Genomic DNA, 21,758 nt, shown 5'->3' on the forward strand with positions numbered 1-21,758 from the left:
CCGCTGATAGGCTTGCCAATGGCTGCTGACCCCGTGCGGGAGAGTCCTCCGGAACCTCGGAGGACGCCGAAGGAGCAAATCCTCCCCGGAATCTCTCAGGCCCCTGTACCGCATGGACGAGGTCACTCTGGAAAGAAGAGCGGGTGCTGACGGCTCCTGCTCTCACCGACGGTGAAAGCCGGGACGTCAGCGTGCTGGCGGCCCGGTGAAGCTCTCAGGTTGAGATGACAGAGGGGGAGGCCGTTCGGGCACCCGTGCCGTGGTGCCCCTCGAAGGTCGCGACGACCAGGAGGCCTCCGCAATGACCGCCCACCGCACTCCGCTCGCCGTACTCGAACAGGGCACGCCCTTCGAGCGCCGTCACATCGGGCCCGATCACGAGGACCGGGCCAAGATGCTCGCGCAGGTCGGATACGGCTCGCTCGACGAGCTGACGGCCGCCGCGGTCCCGGACGTGATCAGGAACGCCGACGCGCTCGACCTGCCGGGCGCGCGCACCGAGGCCGAGGTGCTGGCCGAGCTGCGGTCGCTGGCCGACCGGAACCAGGTGCTGGGGTCCATGATCGGACTCGGGTACTACGGGACCTTCACCCCGCCGGTCATCCTGCGGAACGTGATGGAGAACCCGGCCTGGTACACCGCGTACACGCCGTACCAGCCGGAGATCTCGCAGGGGCGCCTCGAAGCGCTGCTGAACTTCCAGACCATGGTCGCCGACCTCACCGGGCTGCCCACCTCCGGTGCCTCGCTGCTCGACGAGGGCACCGCCGCCGCCGAGGCGATGGCGCTGTCCCGGCGCATGGGCAAGAACAAGAAGGGGCTCTTCCTCGTCGACGCGGACGCCCTGCCGCAGACCATCGCCGTGATCGAGACGAGGGCCGAGCCCGTCGGCGTCGAGGTCGTCGTCGCCGACCTGAGCGCGGGCATCCCGGACGACATCGCCGGTCGCGAGATCAACGGTGTGCTTCTCCAGTACCCGGGCGCCTCCGGTGTCGTACGGGACCTGAAGCCGGTCGTCGACCAGGCGCACGGGCTCGGTGCCGTGGTCACCGTCGCCGCTGATCTGCTCGCCCTGACGCTGCTCACCTCGCCCGGTGAGTTCGGCGCCGACATCGCGGTCGGGACGACCCAGCGGTTCGGCGTGCCGATGGGCTTCGGCGGGCCGCACGCCGGGTACATGGCCGTGCGCGAGCAGTTCGCGCGCAGCCTGCCGGGGCGGCTCGTGGGTGTCTCCGTGGACGCGGACGGGCACAAGGCGTACCGGCTCGCCCTGCAGACGCGGGAGCAGCACATCCGCCGCGAGAAGGCGACCAGCAACATCTGCACGGCCCAGGTCCTGCTGGCCGTGATGGCGGGCATGTACGCCGTCCACCACGGGCCCAAGGGGCTGCGGACGATCGCCCGGCGCACCCACCGGTACGCCACGATCCTCGCCGCGGGGCTGAGTGCGGGCGGCGTCGAGGTCGTCCACGGGGCCTACTTCGACACCCTCACCGTGCGGGTGCCCGGGAAGGCCGGCGAGGTCGTCGCCGCCGCGCGCGAGCACGGGGTCAATGTGCACCTCGTCGACGCCGACCGGCTGTCCGTCTCCTGCGACGAGACCACCACGCGGGCTCAACTGGGCGCCGTGTGGGCCGCGTTCGGGGTCGACGGTGACATCGAGGCGCTCGACGCGTCCGCTGGGGACACGCTGCCGGAGGCGCTGCTGCGCACCGACGAGATCCTCACGCACCCCGTGTTCCACGAGTACCACTCCGAGACCGCGCTGCTGCGCTACCTGCGTCGGCTCGCCGACCGCGACTACGCGCTCGACCGGGGCATGATCCCGCTGGGCTCCTGCACCATGAAGCTCAACGCGACCACCGAGATGGAGCCGGTCACCTGGCCCGAGTTCGGCCAGCTGCACCCCTTCGCGCCCGCCGAGCAGGCGCAGGGCTATCTGACGCTCATCCGTGAGCTGGAGGAGCAGCTCGCCGAGGTCACCGGGTACGACAAGGTGTCGCTCCAGCCGAACGCCGGGTCGCAGGGCGAGCTGGCCGGACTGCTCGCCGTACGCGGGTACCACCGGGCCAACGGGGACGAGCAGCGGACCGTCTGCCTGATTCCGTCGTCCGCGCACGGGACCAACGCGGCCAGCGCCGTCATGGCGGGCATGAAGGTCGTCGTCGTGAAGACGGCCGGGGACGGTGAGATCGACGTCGAGGACCTGCGGGCGAAGATCGAGCAGCACCGGGACGAGCTCTCGGTGCTGATGATCACGTACCCGTCCACGCACGGGGTGTTCGAGGAGCATGTCGCCGACATCTGTGCCCAGGTGCACGAGGCCGGCGGGCAGGTGTACGTCGACGGGGCCAACCTCAACGCGCTGGTGGGGCTGGCCAGGCCGGGGCACTTCGGCGGGGACGTCTCGCATCTGAACCTGCACAAGACGTTCTGCATCCCGCACGGGGGCGGCGGTCCGGGGGTCGGCCCGGTAGGCGTGCGGGATCACCTCGCGCCGTATCTGCCCAACCACCCCCTCCAGCCCGCGGCCGGGCCCGAGACGGGCGTCGGGCCGGTCTCGGCGGCGCCCTGGGGTTCCGCGGGCATCCTGCCGATCTCGTGGGCGTACGTCCGGCTGATGGGCGGCGAGGGGCTCAAGCGGGCCACGCAGGTGGCCGTGCTGAGCGCCAACTACATCGCCAAGCGGCTGGAGCCGCACTACCCGGTGCTCTACACCGGGCCGGGCGGGCTGGTCGCGCACGAGTGCATCATCGACCTGCGGCCGATCAGCAAGGCGACGGGCGTGAGCGTCGACGACATCGCGAAGCGGCTGATCGACTACGGCTTCCACGCGCCGACGATGTCGTTCCCGGTGGCCGGGACGCTGATGATCGAGCCGACCGAGTCCGAGGACCTGGGGGAGCTGGACCGGTTCTGCGCGGCGATGATCGCCATTCGCGGCGAGATCGAGAAGGTCGGCGCGGGCGACTGGCCGGCCGACGACAACCCGCTGCGGAACGCGCCGCACACCGCCGCCGCGCTCGGCGGGGAGTGGACGCACGCCTACACGCGCGCGGAGGCGGTCTTCCCGGCCGGGGTCTCGGCGGCCGACAAGTACTGGCCGCCGGTGCGCCGGATCGACCAGGCCTTCGGTGACCGGAACCTGGTCTGTTCCTGCCCGCCGCTGGACGCCTACGAGGAGTAGTCACCCTCGGACATGCGTCGGGGCCGGTTCGCAGCAGATGTCTGCGGGCCGGCCCCTCTTCGTCTGTCGAGCCGTTCGGGCAGTTGCTCCTGACGTCGGGAGGCTGCCGTTCGTCCGTGTGCGCGGCCGTCAGGCGGCCGTCATCACCGCCGGGCGGTGCGGGGCGATGATCTGGCCGTCGGGCAGGAGCTCACCGGTGTCCTCGAAGAGGAGGACGCCGTTGCACAGCAGGCTCCATCCCTGCTCCGGGTGGTGCGCCATGAGGCGGGCGGACTCCCGGTCGGTGGAGTCGGCTGTCGGGCACGGTGGCTGGTGCTGGCACATTGATGGGATCTTTCGCTCTGTCGTGGAGTGTGAGATGGCTGTGTTGTCTGTCCTGCGGCTCGAAGTACTGCTCATGGCCGCCCCCCGTTGTGATAAATCGGTTCGAACCCAGTGTTGCCCCACGGGCGTCAATCCGCAGGTATTTGGCCGCACCACTTCTCACAGGTTCAAGACGCATCACCCGCGCAGACGGTTCAGCCCAACTGGGCTGTCCCTTTGGGTGGTTCCTGATGGCCGGATCGGGCTAGTCCGGACGGGGCGCAAACCGTTTACGGCTCGTACGAGCGTAATAGCGCGCGAAAGAGCGACGTGCCCCGCTGCCGGGAATTCGGCGGCGGGGCACGTGAGAATACGGAGAGTGCCGTGTCGTGTGCGTTCAGGCGGGGGAACTCAGCAACGGGGCCGGAGTCACCCGATGGGTCAGGACGGGGAGCAGTTCGGCGACCCGGTGCGGACGGTGGGCCGCGATGCCCGGTGGGGCCGGTGCCAGCGGGACGAGCAGGTCGGTCGCGGCCGGGTGGCCCTCGGCTCCGTCGGCGGTGGTGTCGCCGTGCAGCCAGAGTGTGAGCATGTACAGCTCGGGGACGGACAGCAGGCGCGCCTGGTAGGGCTGTTTCATCGTCTCGGCCTGGCGCAGGGCGCGCTCGGTGGCGGCGATGTAGGGCCCTTCGAAGAAGTGCGAGAAGGCCCAGCCGTCCGGGGTCAGCATGGTCTCCGCCGCGGCCACCGCACGGTCGCCGGCGCGGATCAGGAAGCGCCACCCGGTCAGTCGGGTGGCTGATGTGCCCTCGGGGGTGATCCGGTCCAGGACGTGCACGGGCAGCGGGAGTTCAGGGGTGGTGGGCCCCTGGGCGTTGCGAAGGGCAGGGGTGCGGGCCTCGCGGACGGCGGTGGGGGAACCGAGTGCCGTGAGGACGGTGCGCAGTGCGGGTGCGGGAGCCGGGGGGACATGCAGGGGCATGGTGGAACGCCTCTCATTCGACAGGCACGGTGGCGCGAGGGCGGGGGCGGACGGCGCTGTCAGCTCTCGAAGTCTCGGGGCCGAAGAGGCGGGGGCCGGGTGCGCTGACGGGGTGCGGCCTGCCGACGTCACCTGGATGGCAGGACCCAGGACCTGGACGCCGACTCTCTGCCCTTGTTCGCGGAGTTTATACGACACGTGTTCTGACTATGTTTCGTCTAACTGTTTTCCGCGTGAAGAGCAAGGGTCTGTTCAGTCGGCGTTGCGAGGTGTTTCTGGCGATTCCCGGCGGGTCGCACGGCGATGACCTCGGTGGATGCGCCGAGGGCGGTCGGCCAATTGTCGTCGGCGTTTTTCACGAGTTCGCAAGTGCGCGGAACTGTCGGGTCGTCCCGGTCCGAACCATCTGCGGGGCCATGCCGGACGAATGTGCCGCGGGTCGCGCCGGCCGGTGTTGCGGGTGACGTGAACACGCTGGACGTTATCGATCGCGTTTGGTGGGCATTATCCCACGTGACCCGGGACATCAGCGGCCGGATCTTCGGCCCGCCCATTCGAGGAGGGACACTCCGATGGGGGAGAAGGTCGTGGCGGGGCCGTTCGACCTGTCCGATCGCCGGCGCTACCGCACCAAGCTCCGGCAGTGTCTGGCGGGGCTGGAGCGGCTGCTGGCCGAGAAGCGGTTCGACCGCCCGAAGAATCTGCTGGGCCTGGAGATCGAGTTGAATCTCGTCGGGCCCGACGGCATGCCGAAAATGATGAATGGGCAAGTACTCGAAAGGATCGCGAGCCGAGATTTCCAAACAGAACTCGCCATGTTCAATCTGGAAGTAAACATCGCCCCCCATCGCCTCGCGGGCCGGGTATTCGACCGGCTCGCCGAAGAGCTCCGTACGTCGCTGGCATATGCCCACCGGAAAGCGAACGAGGTGGACGCGGGGATCATGATGATCGGCATTCTGCCGACGCTCGAACGTGACGACCTGGTCTCGTCCAACCTTTCCGACGTCGACCGCTACGCCCTGCTCAACGAGCAGATCGTGGCGGCCCGCGGCGAGGACTTCACGCTCGACATCGACGGCGTGGAGCGCCTCTCGTGCACGTCGAAGTCCATCGCTCCGGAGGCCGCCTGCACCTCCGTGCAACTGCACCTCCAGGTCACTCCGGCGCGGTTCGCGGACGTCTGGAACGCGGCGCAGGCGATCGCCGCCGCGCAGGTCGCGATCGGGGCCAACTCGCCCTTCCTGTTCGGCCGCGAGCTGTGGCGCGAGTCGCGGCCCCCGCTGTTCACCCAGTCCACGGACACGCGTCCGCCGGAGCTCCAGGCACAGGGCGTACGGCCGCGCACCTGGTTCGGGGAGCGGTGGATCTCGTCGGCGTACGACCTCTTCGAGGAGAACCTGCGTTACTACCCGGCGCTGCTGCCGATCTGCGACGACGAGGACCCGCTGAGCGTCCTCGACGCAGGGGGCGTGCCGAAGCTGGGCGAGCTCGTGCTGCACAACGGCACGGTGTACCGCTGGAACCGCCCGGTCTACGGCATCGCGGAGGGCGTTCCGCATCTGCGGGTCGAGAACCGGGTACTGCCCGCCGGGCCCACCGTCACGGACGTCATCGCCAACGCGGCCTTCTACTACGGGGTCGTCCGGGCGCTCGCCGAGGAGCCCCGGCCGGTGTGGACCAGGTTGCCCTTCGAGGCCGCCGCCGCCAACTTCGACGCCGCCTGCCGCCACGGCATCGACGCGCGGCTCCGGTGGCCCCGGGGCGGCCGGTTCGGCGGCACGGCGGAGGTCGACGCCGTGCATCTCGTACGGGACGAACTGCTGCCGCTCGCCGAGGCCGGCCTCGACGCGTGGGGGGTCGAACCCGCAGACCGGGACCTGTACCTCGGCGTGATCGAGGAGCGGTGCCGGCGGCGGACCAACGGGGCGTCCTGGCAGGCGGCCACCTTCCACCGGGCGCTGGAGAAGGGGCTGTCCCGGGAAGCCGCGCTGGCCGCTACCACCCGGCGCTACAGCGAGCTGATGCACCTCGGTGAGCCGGTGCACACCTGGCCCGTGGGGCTGCCGGAACCCGTGCCCCTGGGCTGATCACTCCGTGCTTCCGCGGGAGGCCACCCCGATGCCGAGGCGGCCTCCCACAGTGGCCGCCGTGCCTGCGGCGACGGGCGGGAGCACGTGCTGTGGCGACCGCTCCGAGCGGCGACGCGCGCGTGCACGGGGGCCACCCGCGCCCTTCTCAGGTGGATCGGGCAAGCTGTGACGTCCCATGACGGTGCTGTCCCGCCCCTGGTCAACGAACACGTGCGCGAAAAGCCGTATGAGCCGAATCGGCCGCACGAGCCGTATGGCAGGGAAACGGTGGGGCACGCCCGGAGCCGCGGGATCACACAACTGGAGGCAGGAGTGCAGGTGGAGGCGGGCGCGGTGGCTGGTTCTGTTCCTGAGGAGCGGCCGTCGCGACGGACTCTCCGGGACGAGACGCTGTTGGTTCTGGGGCTTTCACTCGGGGCCAGCGGTGTCTCCGCCCTGATCAGCTTTGTCGGGTCGGTCACGAAACCGGGCGGCCTCAAGGACCAGGCGGCCACCCTCAACGCCTCGGCGGCGCCGGGGCGCCCATGGCTGGATCTCGCCTGGCAGCTCTTCGGCATCACGACGTCGCTGGTACCGGTCGCCCTGGTCGCGCACTTCCTGCTGCGGGAGGGGAAGGGGCTGCGGACGCTCGGCTTCGACCGCACCCGGCCGTGGCCCGACCTCGGCCGTGGGGCCGCCGTCGCGGCGGTGATCGGCAGCAGCGGAATCGCCTTCTATCTGGCGGCCCGTGGCCTCGGCTTCAACCTCACGGTGGTGCCGGAGGCGCTGCCCGAAGTGTGGTGGAAGTACCCGGTCCTGATCCTCTCGGCGGTGCAGAACGCCGTCCTGGAGGAAGTGATCGTCGTCGCCTATCTGCTGCGCAGGCTGAACCAGTTGGGGTGGACCCCGGGGACGGCGCTGGTGGCCAGTTCCGTACTGCGCGGGTCGTACCACCTGTACCAGGGCATCGGCGGGTTCATCGGCAACATGGTGATGGGGGTGGTGTTCGTGTACCTCTACCGGCGGTGGGGCCGGGTGGGTCCCCTGGTGGTGGCGCACTCACTGCTCGACATCGGGGCGTTCGTCGGGTACGCGCTGCTGGCGGGGAAGGTGGGGTGGCTGCCCACGGCATGAGCGGCTGACGCGCATGGGGTGGCCGACGTGGACGACGTGGCTGGGGTGGACGACGGGCCGTGCGAGGGATTCGTACGGCCCTTCCTGCGCCCTCAGACGAGCAGCTCGCCGTCGATGGTGGTGACCGCTCGGCCGGTCAGCAGGGTGCGGTCGCCGCGGAGTTCCGTGCGGACCAGGCCGGTGCGAGCGGACGCCTGGAGGCCGGTGAGGGCGGGGCGGCCGAGGCGCTCGGACCAGTAGGGGGCGAGGGCTGTGTGGGCGCTGCCGGTGACCGGGTCCTCGTCGATGCCGATACGGGGGAAGAAGCAGCGCGAGACGAAGTCGTAGCCCGCGGCGGGGTCGTCGGCGCGGGCGGTGGCGATGACGCCTCGTTCCGAGTGGGCGGTGAGGGCCTTGAGGTCGGGGCTGAGGCCCAGGACCGTCTTCTCGTCGGCGACCTCGATCAGCAGGTCGTTGATGTTCGGGCCGGTGTCGAAGACCGCGAGCGGCACCGCGCCCAGCGCTTCGGCGACCCCGGCGGGGGGTTCGACTCGGGTCAGCGGGGCGGTCGGGAAGTCGAGGGTGATGGAGCCGTCCTCGTGGGTCGTCGCGCTGAGGACACCGCTGAGGGTGGCGAACCGTACGGGTCCCGAGTGGGAGCCGGTCGTGTGCAGGACGTGGGCCGTGGCGAGCGTGGCGTGGCCGCACATCGCGACCTCGGCGGCCGGGGTGAACCAGCGCAGCGCCCAGTCGGCCTCGCCGCCCTCGGGCAGCCGGTGGGCGAAGGCCGTCTCGGCGTGGTTGACCTCCAGGGCGATCCGCTGGAGCCGGCTGTCGTCCGGGAAGGCGTCGAGGAGCATGACGCCGGCCGGGTTGCCGGCGAAGGGGCGGTCGGTGAAGGCGTCGACGATTCGAATGCGCATGTGGACGACGCTAGACGGGCGCCGGGGTGGGGCACCAAAGCCAATTCGCGGTTGTTGGACCTGGTTCGGCGGCTGACCGGGCGGGTCGGATGGCGGCGGTGCGGGGTGTCAGGCGGCCGGGCGTACCAGGCCGGACTCGTATGCGAAGACCACCGCCTGCACGCGCGCGCGTGCGCCGATCTTGGTGAGGATGCGGCTGACGTGGGACTTGACCGTGGTCGGTGAGATGGACAGGCGGGTGGCGATCTCGGTGTTGGACCAGCCGGCGGCGACCGCGGTGAGGACGTCGCGTTCGCGCCTGGTGAGCGCGCCGAGCTCGGTTTCCCGTTCCAGCGAGCCGACGGTGCGTTCGTGCCGGACGGTGTCGATGAGCGCGCGGGTGAGGCCGGGGGTGGTGACGGCGTCTCCGGCGGCCACGATGCGGACGGCCGCGGTCAGTTCCTCGGGGGTGGCGTCCTGGGGGAGGAACCCGCCGGCTCCGGCGCGCAGGGCCGTGTAGGCGTGCCGTTCGTGGTCGGTGGGGGTCAGGACCAGCACGCGCGGGCGGTGTTCTGCGGCTCTCGCGGGCGCGGGGACCGGCAGCAGGGTGGGGGGCCGGCTGATGCGGCGGATGACGTCGACGCCGTCCGTGTCGATCACCAGGCTGTCCATGAGGACGACGTCGGGTCCGAGAGCGGCGCTCATGCGAACAGCCTCCGCACCGCTCGTCGCCTCGCCGACGACAGTCAGGTCGGGTTGGGATGCCAGGAGCATGCGCAGGCCGAGACGTTCCAGGGAGTGGCGGTGTACGACGAGTACGGAGGCCATGGGGGGCACTCTCCTTGTACGAAACTGTTTCGTTCACTTCGTTGTGCGTCAGCCTAGCTCTCGGCGCTATCGAAACGTCATCGTTTCTTCTGTGGTCTGGGTCACTTCTTCTCGGGGGTTGTCGTGCGAGCTATTCCGATATATCGTTGACGCATCGCGACAGATCAACGACAAGACAACGAATGGAGTGGTTGCGATGCGTTCCCATGGAGAGGAATTCGGTCCGGGCTTCGGTCCCGGCCATGCACACGCACACGGTCATGGCGGTCCCCGAGGCTTCGGGCGGGGCGGCTTCGAGGGGCGGCGGGCGGCCTTCGGCCCCTTCGGGCCCGGTTTCGGTGGTCCCGGCGGTCCTGGTGGTCCCGGCTTCGGCCCGGGTCCCTGGGGCGGGCGCGGCGGCCGGGGCGGACCGCGGGGCAGGGCGCGGCGCGGTGATGTCCGCGCGTCGATCCTGGCTCTGCTCAAGGACCGGCCCATGCACGGCTACGAGATGATCCAGGAGATCGCCGAGCGCAGCGGAGGGGCGTGGAAGCCCAGCCCCGGCTCGGTCTACCCCACCCTTCAGCTGCTGGAGGACGAGGGCCTGATCGCCAACGAGAGCGAGGGCGGCAAGAAGCTGTTCGCGCTCACCGAGTCCGGTCGCGCGGCGGCCGACGAGGGCCCCGACGCGCCCTGGGAAGAAGCCGGACGCGGTGTCGACTGGGAGGCGCTGAACGACATCCGCCAGGCCGGCTTCGGTCTGATGGAGGCGTTCGGCCAGGTCTGGAAGACGGGCAGCAAGGAGCAGCGCGAGAAGGCGCTCACGGTGATCAACGAAGCGCGCAAGAAGCTGTACCTGATCCTCGCCGACGAGGACTGATGGGCCGCCCTCGGAGACGTGTCCGCCCCGGGCGGCGCGTCCCCCGGTGCGCACAGGCGCCCCGCGGAAGTGTCCGCGGGGCGCCTTCGTGTTGTTGTCGTACGGCGTCTGCCGCCGGGCTCAGGCGACCAGGCCGGCCAGCTTGCGCAGGGACTCGTTCAGGGCGGCCGTCCCCGAGTCCTTCAGTTTGCCGGCCATCAGGGAGACGGCGGCGCCGGTGAACTCCCCGTCGATACGGACGTTCGTGGCGTCGCCGTCGGGTGTGAGGGTGTAGCGCGTGGCGACGGTCACCGCCATCGGGCCCTTGCCCCGGATGGCCAGTGTGCGGGCCGGCTCCAGTTCCTCGATGGTCCAGTCGACCTCGGCCGGGAAGCCCATCAGCTTCATGTTCTCCTCGAAGGTGCCGCCGACCTCCAGTGTCGAGGGGCCGCCCTTCGGGAAGCTCGTGTGGGTCGCGTTCCACGCTCCGTACGCCGACCAGTCCGTCAGCTGCGCCCAGATCTTCTCCGCCGGAGCCTGGATGCGTGCCTCCGCGCTTATTTCGGCCATGCGACCACCTCTGTGTCTCGGGCTGCGGTGTCGCGGAACGTAGCCGCAAGGGCTGGAACATTCAATACTGACGGGTCATCAGATCTGGTGCGGAGGTGAGCCCTCAGCCCACCCGCTCTATCTCAGCCGCGTCGAACAGGTCCCACGCGCGCGGGAAGGGGCCTTCGTCGTGACAGTGCCACGCCTCCCAGAACAGGTCGGCGAGCAGCGCGTCCTCCGGGGCGTACACGCGGTACACGTACTGTCTGCCGTCCGTGGCCGGCAGCGCCACCAGCCAGCACCTGCTCTCCATGTTGGTGTGGGACGTGCGAGGGGGTGCCCCGGTTGCGCACGGGGCGCGCGGAATGGGGGCGCGCGCCCCTTGCGTCGGCTTCGTGTCGGAGCGGCGTGATGTCCTCCCTGAGGAGGAGATTCCGCGCGCGATGCCCACCCTCCGTGGGACGCGGAAATGGTGCGTCGCGGGGATGACCGGATTCGCCGGGACTGATGGGGTGAGGGTGTGCAACCCCGTATCCCCCGACAGTCGACCACTGAGCACGGTGCGAACCGCGTGGACAACGATGCCAGGCTCACCGCCGAGCTGGCAGCGGTGGTCGCCGGTGCGCGCAGACGGGCGCTGCGGGACGGGGACCGTCAGATCGACACGGCCCATCTGCTGCACACGCTCCTGGAGTCCGACCCCGAGGTGCGCGCCGTGTTCGAGGGCGGAGATCCGCAGGTCGTGCGACTGCTCGGCTATCTCGTGCAGCGCAGCATCGGATACGGGCTGCGCTGGCAGGGCTCGGTCGAGGACTCCGGGGCCCTGCCGGTGCTGCCGGGGGCGGCGCACACGGCGGGCTGGTCACCGGTCGCGGCGGGCGCGCTGGAGGAGGCGTGCGAGCGGGCCGGGCGACGCGGTGCCGCACGGGCCCGCGGGATCGATCTGCTCGCGGCGATCGTGGTGGATCCGCAGTCCCGGGCCGTCGAGGTGCTGCGACGGGGCGGAGTCGACGTCGGGGAGCTGCCTGCACGGCTGCTCCAGGCCGGACTGATGACGGCGCTGGGATACGAGGAGTACGCCGGGGGCGTCGACGGCGTCGGCTGAGGCGCGGTCGCCGACTCGGAAGACCCCTGCGGGCCCGTCCAGTCGGTGAGACAGGTGTCATCGGGGGTGACGGTCATGTCTTCGCCTGCCATCATGTGCCGGATGCGTACGTCAGGGAGCGGTGAGGTCGGTCGGGGCAGGGGCGTCGGGCTCGGGCTCGCCCTGGTGTCGGCGGTCGCGTTCGGCGGGTCCGGGGTCGCGGCCAAGCCGTTGATCGAGGCGGGTCTGGATCCGCTCCATGTGGTGTGGCTGCGCGTCACGGGTGCCGCTCTCGTGATGCTGCCCCTGGCCGTGCGGCACCGCGCGCTGGTGCGTCGGCGGCCCGCGCTGCTCGCCGGGTTCGGCCTGCTCGCCGTGGCCGGCGTACAGGCCTGCTACTTCGCCGCGATCTCCCGCATCCCCGTTGGGGTCGCCCTGCTCGTCGAGTACCTCGCGCCCGCCCTCGTGCTCGGCTGGGTGCGGTTCGTGCAGCGGCGTCCCGTGACCCGTGCCGCCGCGCTCGGTGTCGTCCTCGCGGTCGGCGGGCTGGCCTGTGTCGTGGAGGTGTGGTCCGGGCTGAGTTTCGACGCCGTGGGACTGCTGCTCGCGCTCGCCGCCGCCTGCTGTCAGGTCGGCTACTTCGTCCTGTCCGACCAGGGCAGCGACGCGGGCGACGAGGCGCCGGACCCCCTCGGTGTCATCGCGTACGGCCTCCTGGTCGGCGCCCTGGTGCTGACCGTCGTCGCGCGTCCGTGGCGCATGGACTGGTCCGTGCTCGCGGGCACCGCGCACATGGACGGCAGGCCTGTCGCGGCCGGGCTGCTGCTGGGCTGGCTCGTGCTGGTCGCCACGGTCGTCGCCTACGTCACCGGTGTGCTCGCCGTGCGGCGGCTCTCGCCGCAGGTCGCCGGGGTCGTGGCGTGTCTGGAGGCGGTCATCGCGACCGTGCTCGCCTGGGTGCTGCTGGGCGAGCACCTGTCGGCGCCGCAGATCGTCGGGGGCGCGGTGGTGCTGGCGGGCGCGTTCATCGCGCAGTCGTCGGCGCCCGCCAAGGGGTCCCCGGAGCCGGTCGCCAGGGGACCCGAAAAGGATGTGGCGGACCGCCGCACCGCCGCGTAGGGTCGCGATCATGCACGCGCACGCACTCGTCCTTCCGCCTCCGGCCGCCTGAGGCGGGCTCTCCGGAGAACATGTCCGGCGTATCGCCGTCGGACCGAACGGTGCTGCCCGCGGACGACGTCCGAGGACCCCGTGGAGCCCTGAGGGCCCGGGTCCTTTCGTCAACCTCCGCGCGGTGGGCGGCCTTTCCGCCTCTCTCCGCGCGTCTGCGGAGTGACTCTCGTGTCGAACGCTGTTTCCGGCCTGCCCATCGGGCGAGGCCTCATCTTCCTGACCGTCGCCGGTGTGGCCTGGGGTACCGCGGGCGCTGCCGCCTCCCTTGTCTACCGGGTGAGTGACATGGGTCCCGTCGCCCTCTCCTTCTGGCGCTGCGCGGGCGGCTTCGTACTGCTGCTCCTCGCCCGGTCGCTGCGCCGCCGTACGGCCGTCGTGCCCGAACCGGGGCGGCGGAAGGCCCTGCGCGCCGGTGCCACCGGTTTCTCGCTCGCCGTGTTCCAGACCGCGTACTTCGCGTCCGTCCAGGCCACCGGCCTCGCGGTCGCCACCGTCGTCACGCTGGGCGCCGGGCCCGTCCTCATCGCGCTGGGCGCCCGGCTGACCATGGGCGAGCGGCTGGGGGCGGGCGGGATCGTCGCCGTCGCCGGGGCGCTCACCGGGCTCACGGTGCTGGTGCTGGGCAGTGGCGGCGCCCAGGTACGGCCGTCGGGTGTCGCGTGGGCCACGGTGTCCGCGTCCGGGTACGCCGTGATGGCCCTCCTCACCCGCTGGTGGGGACGTCAGGGCCGAACGGACGCCTTCGGTACGTCCGTCAGGGCCTTCGGCGTCACGACGCTCTGCCTGCTGCCCTTCGGACTCGCCGAGGGGCTCTTCCCGGACACCGGCGACGACCTGCGGTTCGTCGGGCTTCTGGCGTACGTCGCCGCCGTACCGACCGCCCTGGCGTACGGGCTGTACTTCGCCGGGGCGGCCGTCGTCCGCTCGGCGACCGTCTCCGTGGTCATGCTCCTGGAGCCGGTGAGCGCGGCACTTCTCGCCGTCACCCTGCTCGGTGAGCGGCTGACGGCGGCGACCGTCGCGGGCACCCTGTTGATGCTGGGCGCGGTCGTGGGGCTCGCGGTGGCGGAGACACGGGGTGCCGGTGCGGAGCGGCGGGTGGAGCCCGGAGGGGTGTTCGGCTGAGACTCAGTCGCCCTGCGAGGCGTCCGCCGCGTCGCCGATCGTGTCGAGTTCCGCGATGGCGTCCGCCGGCAGTGTCAGGTCCGCGGCGGCGATGTTCTCGCGCAGGTGTGCGCGTGAGGACGTGCCGGGGATGAGGACGATGCTCGGCGAGCGCTGGAGCAGCCAGGCCAGGGCGACCTGCTGGGGTGAGGCGCCGAGGCGGGCGGCGACGTCGGTGAGGGTCTGCGACTGGAGCGGCGTGAAGCCGCCGAGCGGGAAGAAGGGAGCGAAGGCGATGTGCTCCGCCGCGCACCGCTCGACCAGCGCGTCGTCCCCGCGGTTGGCCAGGTTGTAGAGGTTCTGCACGGTGACGACCGGGGCGATGGTCTGCGCCTCGGTCAGTTGCTCGGGGGTGACCGCGCTGAGCCCGAGGTGCCGGATCAGGCCCTCTTTCCGGAGCTCGGCCAGAACCTCGAACTTCTCGCCGAGCGGCGCCGATCCGCCGGTCAGCTCCGCGCCCAGGCGCAGGTTCACCACGTCGAGCACGTCCACGCCGAGGTGCCGGAGGTTGTCGTGGACAGCCGACCTGAGGCTCTCGGGGTCCAGTGCGGGCAGCCAGCCGGCGTCGGCGCCGCGGCGGGCGCCCACCTTGGTGACGATGCGGAGATCCGCGGGGTAGGGGGCGAGGGCCTTCCTGATGAGTTCGTTGACGACCGTGGGCCCGTAGAAGTCGCTGGTGTCGATGTGGGTGATGCCCCGGTCGACGGCCTCGCGCAGCACCGCCACGGCCTCGTCGGGGTCCTTGGGCGGCCCGAACACGTGGGGTCCCGCCAGTTGCATGGTGCCGTAGCCCATGCGGGTCAGGGTCAGGCCCTCGGCCGGGGTGAGGGTGCCGCCGGAGACGGTGTCGGCCATGGTGATGCCTTTCGTCGCGTACCGCTGTGTCGTCGTCGCGGTTGTCGTCTGTGGTCCGGGCCGACTCTGACGCGATCGGTGTGCGGGTGGCAGTACCCCGCTGTTCCTGGGAGCGACAGGGACACCCACATCCCGAGCCGCCCGTTCTACGGTGGTGGGCATGGACGCCAACAACGTGCTCGGGGAGTTCCTGCGGGCCCGCAGGGAACAGGTGCGGCCCGAGGACGTCGGGCTCAGCGGCGGCGGGCTGCGCCGGGTGCCCGGCCTGCGCCGCGAGGAGGTCGCGACGCTCGCCGGGATCAGCTCCGACTACTACCTGCGGCTCGAACAGGGGCGGGACCGCAATCCGTCCGTGCAGGTGCTCGAAGCGCTCGCCCGGGTGCTGCGTCTGGACACCGACGCGACCCGTCATCTGATCGGCCTGGTGGGAACCGGGCGGCGGCCCGTGCGGCGCAGGCGGGCCGCCAGGCCCGCACCGGTGCCGGTCAGCATCCAGCAGCTCATCGACGGCTGGACCACGAACCCCGCCTATGTGCAGAACAGGTACGCGGACGTGGTCGCGGTGAACGCGCTGTACAGCGCGCTGGCCCCGCACCATGTCCCTGGCGTGAACCTGCTCCGGACCGTGTTTCTCGACCCCGGTGAACGCCAACGGCACCGGGACTGGGAGGACTTGACCGCGGGGGTCGCCGCGAGCCTGCGCGCGCGGGCCGGTGCGGACATCGACGATCCGCGGCTGGTCGAGCTGGTCGGAGAACTGTCCCTGCGCAGTGAACGCTTCCGGTTGCTCTGGGGCCGCCACTCCGTCTTCCCCATGCGCGCACGCGTCAGCAGGATGACCCACCCACAGGTGGGCGACATCGACCTGTACTGCGACAAGCTCGGCGTCGGCGGTTCGGACGGCCTCACCCTCGTCGTCTTCCACGCCGAGCCCGGCAGCCGGAACGCGGAGCTGCTGGCGTTGTTGGGCAGCCTCAACGCCCCGCAGTCCACAGGGCACATGAACACCGGCGAACAGGACACGGATACGCCGGTTGTCGATGAGCAGAGCGTCGACGGACAGTGAGGTCCGCTCCGGCTACAGTCCCCGCCGGCGCCGCTGGACCGCCAGAGCCGCCGCGTCCCGTGGCCCGCCCCGGGCGGCCAGCCCGGCCGCGATACGGTCCTGGACCTCCGCCGGCTTCTTCTCGGCGTACTTGAACTTGGCCCGTACGTCGGTCACTTCGAGCCTGATGCCACGGATGCCGGCGAGCATCGGTCCGAACGGCGCCTCGCCCGCAGCCACTCGCGCCGAGCCGCCCTCCGGCTGGAAGTGGCTCACCTGACGACCGAGCAGGGCCGCCTTCTCCGCCGGATCGTCCACGACGTGGGCGGTGCAGCGGAGTTGGACGGCCGCGTAGAGGCTCGTCGGTGTCCCGTGCTCGGACGGGCCGTCCGGCGCGGCCTGCCACGGTCCGGGGACGAACGTGTAGTCGTCGACCACGCTGAGCAGGACGACCGGGTTTCTCTCCAGCGCGGGCCAGAGCGGGTTGGGGCGGGCCAGATGGGTCACCGCCTCGGCACGTTCGGCGTCGTACGCGAAGTGCAGCGGCTGGACGTGAGGCGCCTCGCCCGGCAGGCCGTTGACGGACAGCTGGCCGAAGTCATGTCCGGTCAGCCACTGTTGCCATTCCGCGTCGTCGCGCGACGCGTCCCACGGGTGGATCAGCATCGGGATCAACGGGCCTTGAGATAGTCGGGAAGCCGGGTTCCGGGCGCCAGCTCGGCGTCCGCGACCGGGGTTTCGTAGCCCTTGCGCAGCGGGACCACGCCGGCCCAGTGGGGGAGCGCGAGGTCCTCGGGCTCGTCGTTCACCCCGCCCGTGCGCATCTTCGCGGAGACCTCGTCGAGGTCGATGCGGATCACGGCGGTGGCGGCCAGTTCCTTGGTGTTGGCGGGCCGTGAGTCGGCCGAGCGGCCGGCCACGACGTTGTCGACCAGGACGTCCAGGGCCAGGCGCTTCTCTTCCGGGTCCGTCACCTGGTGGGCGGTGCCGTGGACCACCACCGAGCGGTAGTTGATCGAGTGGTGGAAGGCGGACCGGGCCAGGATCAGCGCGTCCACGTGGGTGACCGTCACACAGACCGGCAGGCCGGGGTCGGGCCGGCCCGTCATCCGCAGCGGGCGCGAGCCCGTCGAGCCGTGCACGTAGAGGCGCTCGCCGAGCCGCGCGTACAGCGTCGGCAGCACGACCGGCGCGCCGTCACGAACGAACCCGAGGTGGCACACATACCCCTCGTCGAGGATCGCGTGCACCGTCTCCTTGTCGTACGAGGCCCGCTCGGCGGAGCGGGTGGGGACCGTGCGGTCGGTCGGTGTGTAGGTGCCACCGGCGGGCTGCGGGGGTGAGGGGTGGTCTCCCTGTGGTGCCGCCGATGTCGCTTGCTGTACGTCGTCCTGCGCGTCGTGCGTGTCTTGTGCGTCCTGCGCGGTCCCCGGCATCGCGGTCTCCTTGCGATCCATATTGCACTAGTGCATAATGTGTGTTGTGCTAGGAGAATATCCGATCAAAGGCCGGGGTGCAGCAGAGATTTCCGCGAGCGTCGAACGCGCGGTGGGTGCCGGGGAGCTGGAACCCGGGCAACTGCTTCCACCCATGCGGGAGTTGGCGGCGACGCTCGGGGTGAATCCCAACACCGTCGCCGCCGCCTATCGCACGCTGCGTGAACGCGGTGTCATCGAAACCCATGGGCGGCGCGGCAGCCGGGTGCGCTCCAAGCCGGCCACCACCGGGCGCGAGTACATCAGGGTGGAAGTCCCGTCCGGTGTCCGGGACGTGGCGCGGGGGAACCCCGACCCGGCGCTGCTGCCGTCACTGGCGGCGGCGTTCACGGCCGCGGGCGAGCAGGGCGACCGGGATCCCGTGCTCTACGGAGACGCCACCGTGGAACCGGAGTTGGCCCGCATCGCCCGCGCCGACCTCGACTCCGACGGTGTCCCGGACGGGCCCCTCGCCGTCACCTCCGGTGCGCTGGACGGTATCGAGCGGGTCCTCGCCGTACACCTCAAGCCCGGTGACGCCGTCGCCGTCGAGGATCCCGGGTGGGGTGGGCTGCTGGACCTCGTGCCGGCCCTCGGGCTGCGGATGGTCCCGGTGGGTGTCGACGACGAGGGACCGCTCGCCGAGGACGTACGGCAGGCGCTGGCATCCGGGGCGCGGGCCCTGATCGTCACGGACCGGGCGCAGAACCCGACCGGGGCCGTGGTGAGCGCCACACGTGCGCGTGCCCTGCGTTCCGTGCTCCGGGAACATCCGGAGACCCTGCTCATCGAGGACGACCACGGCTACCGCATCGTCGACCAGCCGCTCCATCCGCTGGCCGGGACCACCCGGCACTGGGCGTTCGTCCGCTCGGTGGTCAAGGCGTACGGCCCCGATCTGCGCCTCGCCGTCCTCACCGGGGACGCCGTCACCGTCGACCGGGTCCTGGGCCGGCAGCGACTCGGGCCGGGCTGGGTCAGTCGGCTGCTGCAACGGGCCGTCGTGCGGCTGTGGGCCGATGGGGCGCTGGACCCCCGCGCGGTGGCCTCGGCCTACGGTCGGCGCCGGGACGCCCTGATCGACGCGCTCGCGCAGCGCGGGGTCGTGGCCCGGGGGCGCAGCGGACTGAACGTGTGGATCCCCGTCCCGGACGAGACCGGGGCGGTCGCCCGGCTGCTGCACGCCGGTTGGGCCGTCGCCCCCGGCGCACGCTTCCGGATGGACGCTCCGTCCGGTATCCGGGTGACCGTCGCGACGCTGACCCCGGAGGAGACGGGTCCCCTGGCGGACGCGATCGCCTCGGCGGTGGGACCGGCACAGGCGCGGACCCATGTCTGAGGCGGTCCGGCGATGGCGGCCCGAAGGCGCGTGGGGCTGTGTCGGTCCGGGGCTCTGGCGCGGGGCGTGACCAGCCATGACGGAGCCGCAGCCGGCCCACCCCGAAACGCCCGCGGCGTGCGGCTATGTCCGGGGTTCGGTGCGGCGTCGGCGAGGGCCGGCCTGGGTGAGCGCGGCCCCGGCCAGTACCACCACCGCGCCCACCGGTGTCGACCAGGTCAGGGTCTCGCCGAGCAGGGTGACGCCAGCGGCCGTGGCGACGACCGGGATGAAGTACGTGACCATCTGGGCGGTCGTCGGGCCCGTCTCGGCGACCAGGCCGTACTGAAGCAGCATCGCGAAGCCGGTGCCCAGTGCGCCCAGCGCGACGACCGCGAGCAGCGGCCCCACGGGGAGGCTGTCGGGTATCCCGGTGAACAGCGGTGTGACCACGGCCAGTTGGAGGGTGGCCAGCAGCAGTTGGGCGCCGCTGAGCGACAGATGCGAATGGCTGGAGCCCGCCAGTGTGCGGCGGACGTAGATCCAGCCGATCGGATAGCTGAGCGAGGCCAGCAGCGCCAGTGCCGTGCCCGTCACGTCCAGGCCGTGGAAGCCCTGCCAGGCGCCGAGGACGGTCAGTACGCCTGTGAAGCCCAGGCCGAGACCGGCCACCCGCACCCGGGTCGGACGGTCCTCCGAGAGTGCGACCAGGGACAGTGCCATGCCCCACAGGGGTGAGGTCGCGTTGCAGATGCCTGCGAGTGTGGACGGGATCGTCAGCTCCGCGTACGCGAACAGCGAGAACGGCAGCGCGTTCAGCAGGAACGCGGCCACCGCGAGATGGGCCAACGTGCGCGCGTCGCGTGGCAGCCGCTGCCGCTTCACCGCCAGCGCTGCCGCCAGGACCGCCGTACCGAACAGCAGTCGGCCGAAGGTGACCTGGAACGGCGCGAACCCCTGTGTGCCGACCTTGATCAGCAGAAAGCTGAAGCCCCAGATCAGGGACAGCACGCCGAAGCGGATGCGCCAGTCGAGGGCCGGGCGGCGAATCGACCGGGCGGTCGTGGGCGCGGCCGTCGGTGCGAGGGCCGGTGTCGCTGTCGTGGGCTTCGGGGTGGTGAGGCGGGTCATGGGTGCCACGATCCCGGAGTCGATCTCGTAGCACAAGCGAGCATGTGTTCGCCTTATCTCGTAGTATCGCTTACATGTTGAACCTGGAGCGCCTGCGCACCCTCGACGCCCTCGCCCGGCACGGCTCGGTCAGCGGGGCCGCCGACGGGCTGCATGTGACGACGTCGGCCGTCTCGCAGCAGATGTCCAAGCTGGAGCGCGAAGTGGGGCAGCAGCTCCTCGCCAAGAACGGGCGGGGAGTGCGGCTCACCGACGCCGGTCGGCTGCTCGCGGACCACGCCGCGCGCATCCTTTCCCAGGTCGAGCTGGCCCAGTCCGACCTGGAGGCACAGCGTGGGCAGGTGGTGGGCGAACTGCGGCTCTCGGCCTTCCCGACCGCCGCGCGCGGACTGTTCCCCGCCGCGCTCGCGATGCTGCGCGCGGAGCATCCCGGGTTGCGGTTGCGCTCGTGCGAGCTGGAACCGGAGGCCGGGGTCGCCGGGGTCGTGCGCGGGGACCTCGACCTGGCGGTCGTGCTCGACTGGTACAACAAGCCGATGCCGCTGCCCGACGGTCTGGTCAAGGCGCCGATCCTCGACGACCCGGCGGACGTGGCGATGCCGGTCGCTCATCGGCTCGCCGGCCGGAGCGAGGTGGACCTGGAGGAGTTCGCCGAGGACGAGTGGATCACTTGGGGGCAGGGGGAGTTCTGCCACGAGTGGCTGATGTTCACGCTGCGTTCCAAGGGTGTCGAGCCGTGCATCGGGCATCGCGCGGCGGAGACACATACGCAACTGGCCCTGGTCGCGGCGGGGCTCGGCGTGTGCATCGTGCCGCTGCTGGGCCGTGATCCGGTGCCGGCCGGAGTCGTCACCGTTCCGCTGCGGCAGCGTGTGCGGCGGCATGTGTACGTGGTCTGGCGTGCGGATGCCGACCGGCGGCCGTCGATCCGTGCGGCGGTCGAGGCGTTGCGGGTGGTGGGGCGGGGGGTCGGGTGAGGGGCGCTCCGCGGGTTGGCGGGTGTGGGGGTGCGCGTCCAGGGTTTCGCCCCCGCTGCCCCTACCCGTCCCGTCCTGTTCCTGGGGGCTGCGCCCCCAGGCCCCCGCTGTCGGCCCTGAAGGGGCCTCGTCCTCAAACGCCGGACGGGCTGAGTGGTGTCGGACGGGCTGAGTGGTGCCGGACCGGCCGAGTGGTGTCGGACGGGTCGGAGAAGGTCCGTTACTGGGCCGGTAGTTTGCGGAAGTCCCAGGAGACGGTCTTCTCCGGGGTGAGGCGAATCCAGGCGTGTCTGCCGTCGTGGGGCATCTCGTCCAGGCGGAAGTTCTTGCGGGCGAACAGGGTTTCCGGGACGTCCAGTTCGGCGCGCAGTTCTCCGACGCGCGGTGACTCGCCGACGAACTCGACGGTGCCGGACAGCTCGACGCCGCGCAGTTCGTCGTACTCCTCGCCCGTGTCGACGACGATCGCGACCCGCGGATCGCGGCGCAGGTCGGTCCAGCGCTTGCTGCGGACCACCGAGTACAGCCACATCGAGGTGCCGTCCCAGGCGAACCACAGTGTGCTCACATGCGGAGCGCCTCCGGCCGACACGGTGGCGACCCGGCAGGTGCGCTGGGTCGCCAGGAACTCGTCCAGCTCGCCCGGCGTCATCATGATCTTCCGGCCTCGGCGCTGAGTGGCGGTCATGCGATCCCCCTTTTGTTCTCTTACGTCAGAAAAGAATATGGGCTGCCTTCCGCCCGCACGCGACGGACGTTAGT

21 protein-coding genes and 1 riboswitch are annotated in these 21,758 nt (G+C 71.1%); of the genes, 10 read left to right on the plus strand and 11 right to left on the minus strand.

Translation table 11 applies throughout. The features are described from left to right. Nucleotides 1-26: 26 nt before the first annotated feature. Nucleotides 27-121: riboswitch (glycine riboswitch) on the plus strand. A gap of 180 nt (nt 122-301) precedes the next feature. After that, entirely contained in the window at nt 302-3,187 is a 2,886-nt protein-coding gene (gene gcvP, locus OG595_RS36495; RefSeq protein ID WP_329279637.1) for an aminomethyl-transferring glycine dehydrogenase, read from the plus strand. A gap of 129 nt (nt 3,188-3,316) precedes the next feature. On the opposite strand, the gene OG595_RS36500 is transcribed toward gcvP, so the two are convergent. Together OG595_RS36500 and OG595_RS36505 are read right to left on the minus strand one after the other, a co-directional pair. After that, nucleotides 3,317-3,511, minus strand: coding sequence for a DUF5999 family protein (locus OG595_RS36500; RefSeq protein ID WP_329279639.1), 195 nt, complete (start codon nt 3,509-3,511; stop codon nt 3,317-3,319). 376 nt (nt 3,512-3,887) lie between these two features. Further along, nucleotides 3,888-4,472: a hypothetical protein gene (locus OG595_RS36505; RefSeq protein WP_329279642.1), complete on the minus strand. Its 585-nt coding sequence runs from the start codon at nt 4,470-4,472 to the stop codon at nt 3,888-3,890. Between the two features lie 572 nt (nt 4,473-5,044). On the opposite strand from OG595_RS36505, the gene OG595_RS36510 reads away from it, so the two are divergent. Beyond that, on the plus strand, nt 5,045-6,562 hold the full coding sequence (locus OG595_RS36510) for a glutamate--cysteine ligase (protein ID WP_329279644.1): 1,518 nt from the start codon (nt 5,045-5,047) through the stop codon (nt 6,560-6,562). A gap of 315 nt (nt 6,563-6,877) precedes the next feature. After that, nucleotides 6,878-7,678, plus strand: a complete 801-nt coding sequence (locus OG595_RS36515) for a CPBP family intramembrane glutamic endopeptidase (protein ID WP_329279646.1) — start codon at nt 6,878-6,880, stop codon at nt 7,676-7,678. A 92-nt stretch (nt 7,679-7,770) separates the two neighbouring features. Here OG595_RS36515 and OG595_RS36520 read toward each other — a convergent pair whose 3' ends face one another. Both OG595_RS36520 and OG595_RS36525 read right to left on the minus strand, forming a co-directional pair. After that, entirely contained in the window at nt 7,771-8,580 is an 810-nt protein-coding gene (locus tag OG595_RS36520; RefSeq protein WP_329279648.1) for a PhzF family phenazine biosynthesis protein, read from the minus strand. Between the two features lie 108 nt (nt 8,581-8,688). Then, a complete protein-coding gene (locus OG595_RS36525; protein WP_329279650.1) occupies nt 8,689-9,387 on the minus strand; it encodes a response regulator transcription factor in 699 nt (232 codons plus the stop codon). Between the two features lie 196 nt (nt 9,388-9,583). On the opposite strand from OG595_RS36525, the gene OG595_RS36530 reads away from it, so the two are divergent. Beyond that, the gene (locus OG595_RS36530; protein WP_329279652.1) at nt 9,584-10,246 is read left to right on the plus strand and encodes a PadR family transcriptional regulator; all 663 of its coding nucleotides are present in this window, start codon (nt 9,584-9,586) and stop codon (nt 10,244-10,246) included. 120 nt (nt 10,247-10,366) lie between these two features. Here OG595_RS36530 and OG595_RS36535 read toward each other — a convergent pair whose 3' ends face one another. Continuing rightward, on the minus strand, nt 10,367-10,795 hold the full coding sequence (locus OG595_RS36535; protein ID WP_329279654.1) for a type II toxin-antitoxin system Rv0910 family toxin: 429 nt from the start codon (nt 10,793-10,795) through the stop codon (nt 10,367-10,369). 103 nt (nt 10,796-10,898) lie between these two features. Then, nucleotides 10,899-11,087 carry a hypothetical protein gene (locus OG595_RS36540; RefSeq protein ID WP_329279656.1) on the minus strand — a complete coding sequence of 63 codons (189 nt, stop codon included), beginning with the start codon at nt 11,085-11,087 and terminating at the stop codon, nt 10,899-10,901. 207 nt (nt 11,088-11,294) lie between these two features. Between OG595_RS36540 and OG595_RS36545 the strand changes: the two genes are divergently transcribed. The 3 genes from OG595_RS36545 to OG595_RS36555 all read left to right on the plus strand — a co-directional run bounded on the left by OG595_RS36545 (nt 11,295) and on the right by OG595_RS36555 (nt 14,156). Then, nucleotides 11,295-11,879: a Clp protease N-terminal domain-containing protein gene (locus OG595_RS36545; RefSeq protein WP_329279658.1), complete on the plus strand. Its 585-nt coding sequence runs from the start codon at nt 11,295-11,297 to the stop codon at nt 11,877-11,879. 102 nt (nt 11,880-11,981) lie between these two features. Further along, nucleotides 11,982-12,977 (plus strand): EamA family transporter, encoded by a 996-nt coding sequence (locus OG595_RS36550; RefSeq protein WP_329279660.1) that lies wholly within the window; start codon nt 11,982-11,984, stop codon nt 12,975-12,977. 222 nt (nt 12,978-13,199) lie between these two features. Continuing rightward, the gene (locus OG595_RS36555; RefSeq protein WP_329279662.1) at nt 13,200-14,156 is read left to right on the plus strand and encodes a DMT family transporter; all 957 of its coding nucleotides are present in this window, start codon (nt 13,200-13,202) and stop codon (nt 14,154-14,156) included. A gap of 3 nt (nt 14,157-14,159) precedes the next feature. Here the strand turns inward: OG595_RS36555 and OG595_RS36560 are convergent, their stop codons facing one another. Continuing rightward, the gene (locus OG595_RS36560; protein WP_329279664.1) at nt 14,160-15,050 is read right to left on the minus strand and encodes an oxidoreductase; all 891 of its coding nucleotides are present in this window, start codon (nt 15,048-15,050) and stop codon (nt 14,160-14,162) included. A 160-nt stretch (nt 15,051-15,210) separates the two neighbouring features. Between OG595_RS36560 and OG595_RS36565 the strand changes: the two genes are divergently transcribed. Further along, nucleotides 15,211-16,116, plus strand: coding sequence for a helix-turn-helix transcriptional regulator (locus OG595_RS36565; RefSeq protein ID WP_329279666.1), 906 nt, complete (start codon nt 15,211-15,213; stop codon nt 16,114-16,116). A gap of 12 nt (nt 16,117-16,128) precedes the next feature. Here the strand turns inward: OG595_RS36565 and OG595_RS36570 are convergent, their stop codons facing one another. Together OG595_RS36570 and OG595_RS36575 are read right to left on the minus strand one after the other, a co-directional pair. Continuing rightward, nucleotides 16,129-16,761, minus strand: a complete 633-nt coding sequence (locus tag OG595_RS36570; RefSeq protein ID WP_329279668.1) for an FMN-binding negative transcriptional regulator — start codon at nt 16,759-16,761, stop codon at nt 16,129-16,131. A 5-nt stretch (nt 16,762-16,766) separates the two neighbouring features. Further along, nucleotides 16,767-17,552 (minus strand): pyridoxamine 5'-phosphate oxidase family protein, encoded by a 786-nt coding sequence (locus tag OG595_RS36575; RefSeq protein ID WP_329279670.1) that lies wholly within the window; start codon nt 17,550-17,552, stop codon nt 16,767-16,769. A gap of 25 nt (nt 17,553-17,577) precedes the next feature. Here OG595_RS36575 and OG595_RS36580 point away from each other — a divergent pair, with 25 nt between their 5' ends. After that, nucleotides 17,578-18,909: an aminotransferase class I/II-fold pyridoxal phosphate-dependent enzyme gene (locus OG595_RS36580; RefSeq protein WP_329279672.1), complete on the plus strand. Its 1,332-nt coding sequence runs from the start codon at nt 17,578-17,580 to the stop codon at nt 18,907-18,909. Nucleotides 18,910-19,032: 123 nt separating this feature from the next. Here OG595_RS36580 and OG595_RS36585 read toward each other — a convergent pair whose 3' ends face one another. Then, nucleotides 19,033-20,055: a DMT family transporter gene (locus OG595_RS36585; RefSeq protein ID WP_329279674.1), complete on the minus strand. Its 1,023-nt coding sequence runs from the start codon at nt 20,053-20,055 to the stop codon at nt 19,033-19,035. A gap of 38 nt (nt 20,056-20,093) precedes the next feature. Here OG595_RS36585 and OG595_RS36590 point away from each other — a divergent pair, with 38 nt between their 5' ends. Next, complete coding sequence (locus tag OG595_RS36590) at nt 20,094-20,996, plus strand: LysR family transcriptional regulator (RefSeq protein ID WP_329279676.1); 903 nt, start codon at nt 20,094-20,096, stop codon at nt 20,994-20,996. A 220-nt stretch (nt 20,997-21,216) separates the two neighbouring features. Here the strand turns inward: OG595_RS36590 and OG595_RS36595 are convergent, their stop codons facing one another. Further along, on the minus strand, nt 21,217-21,684 hold the full coding sequence (locus OG595_RS36595) for a pyridoxamine 5'-phosphate oxidase family protein (protein WP_329279678.1): 468 nt from the start codon (nt 21,682-21,684) through the stop codon (nt 21,217-21,219). Nucleotides 21,685-21,758: the final 74 nt, after the last annotated feature.

It is taken from the genome of Streptomyces sp. NBC_01451, assembly GCF_036227485.1.
In the GTDB taxonomy this organism is placed as follows: domain Bacteria; phylum Actinomycetota; class Actinomycetes; order Streptomycetales; family Streptomycetaceae; genus Streptomyces.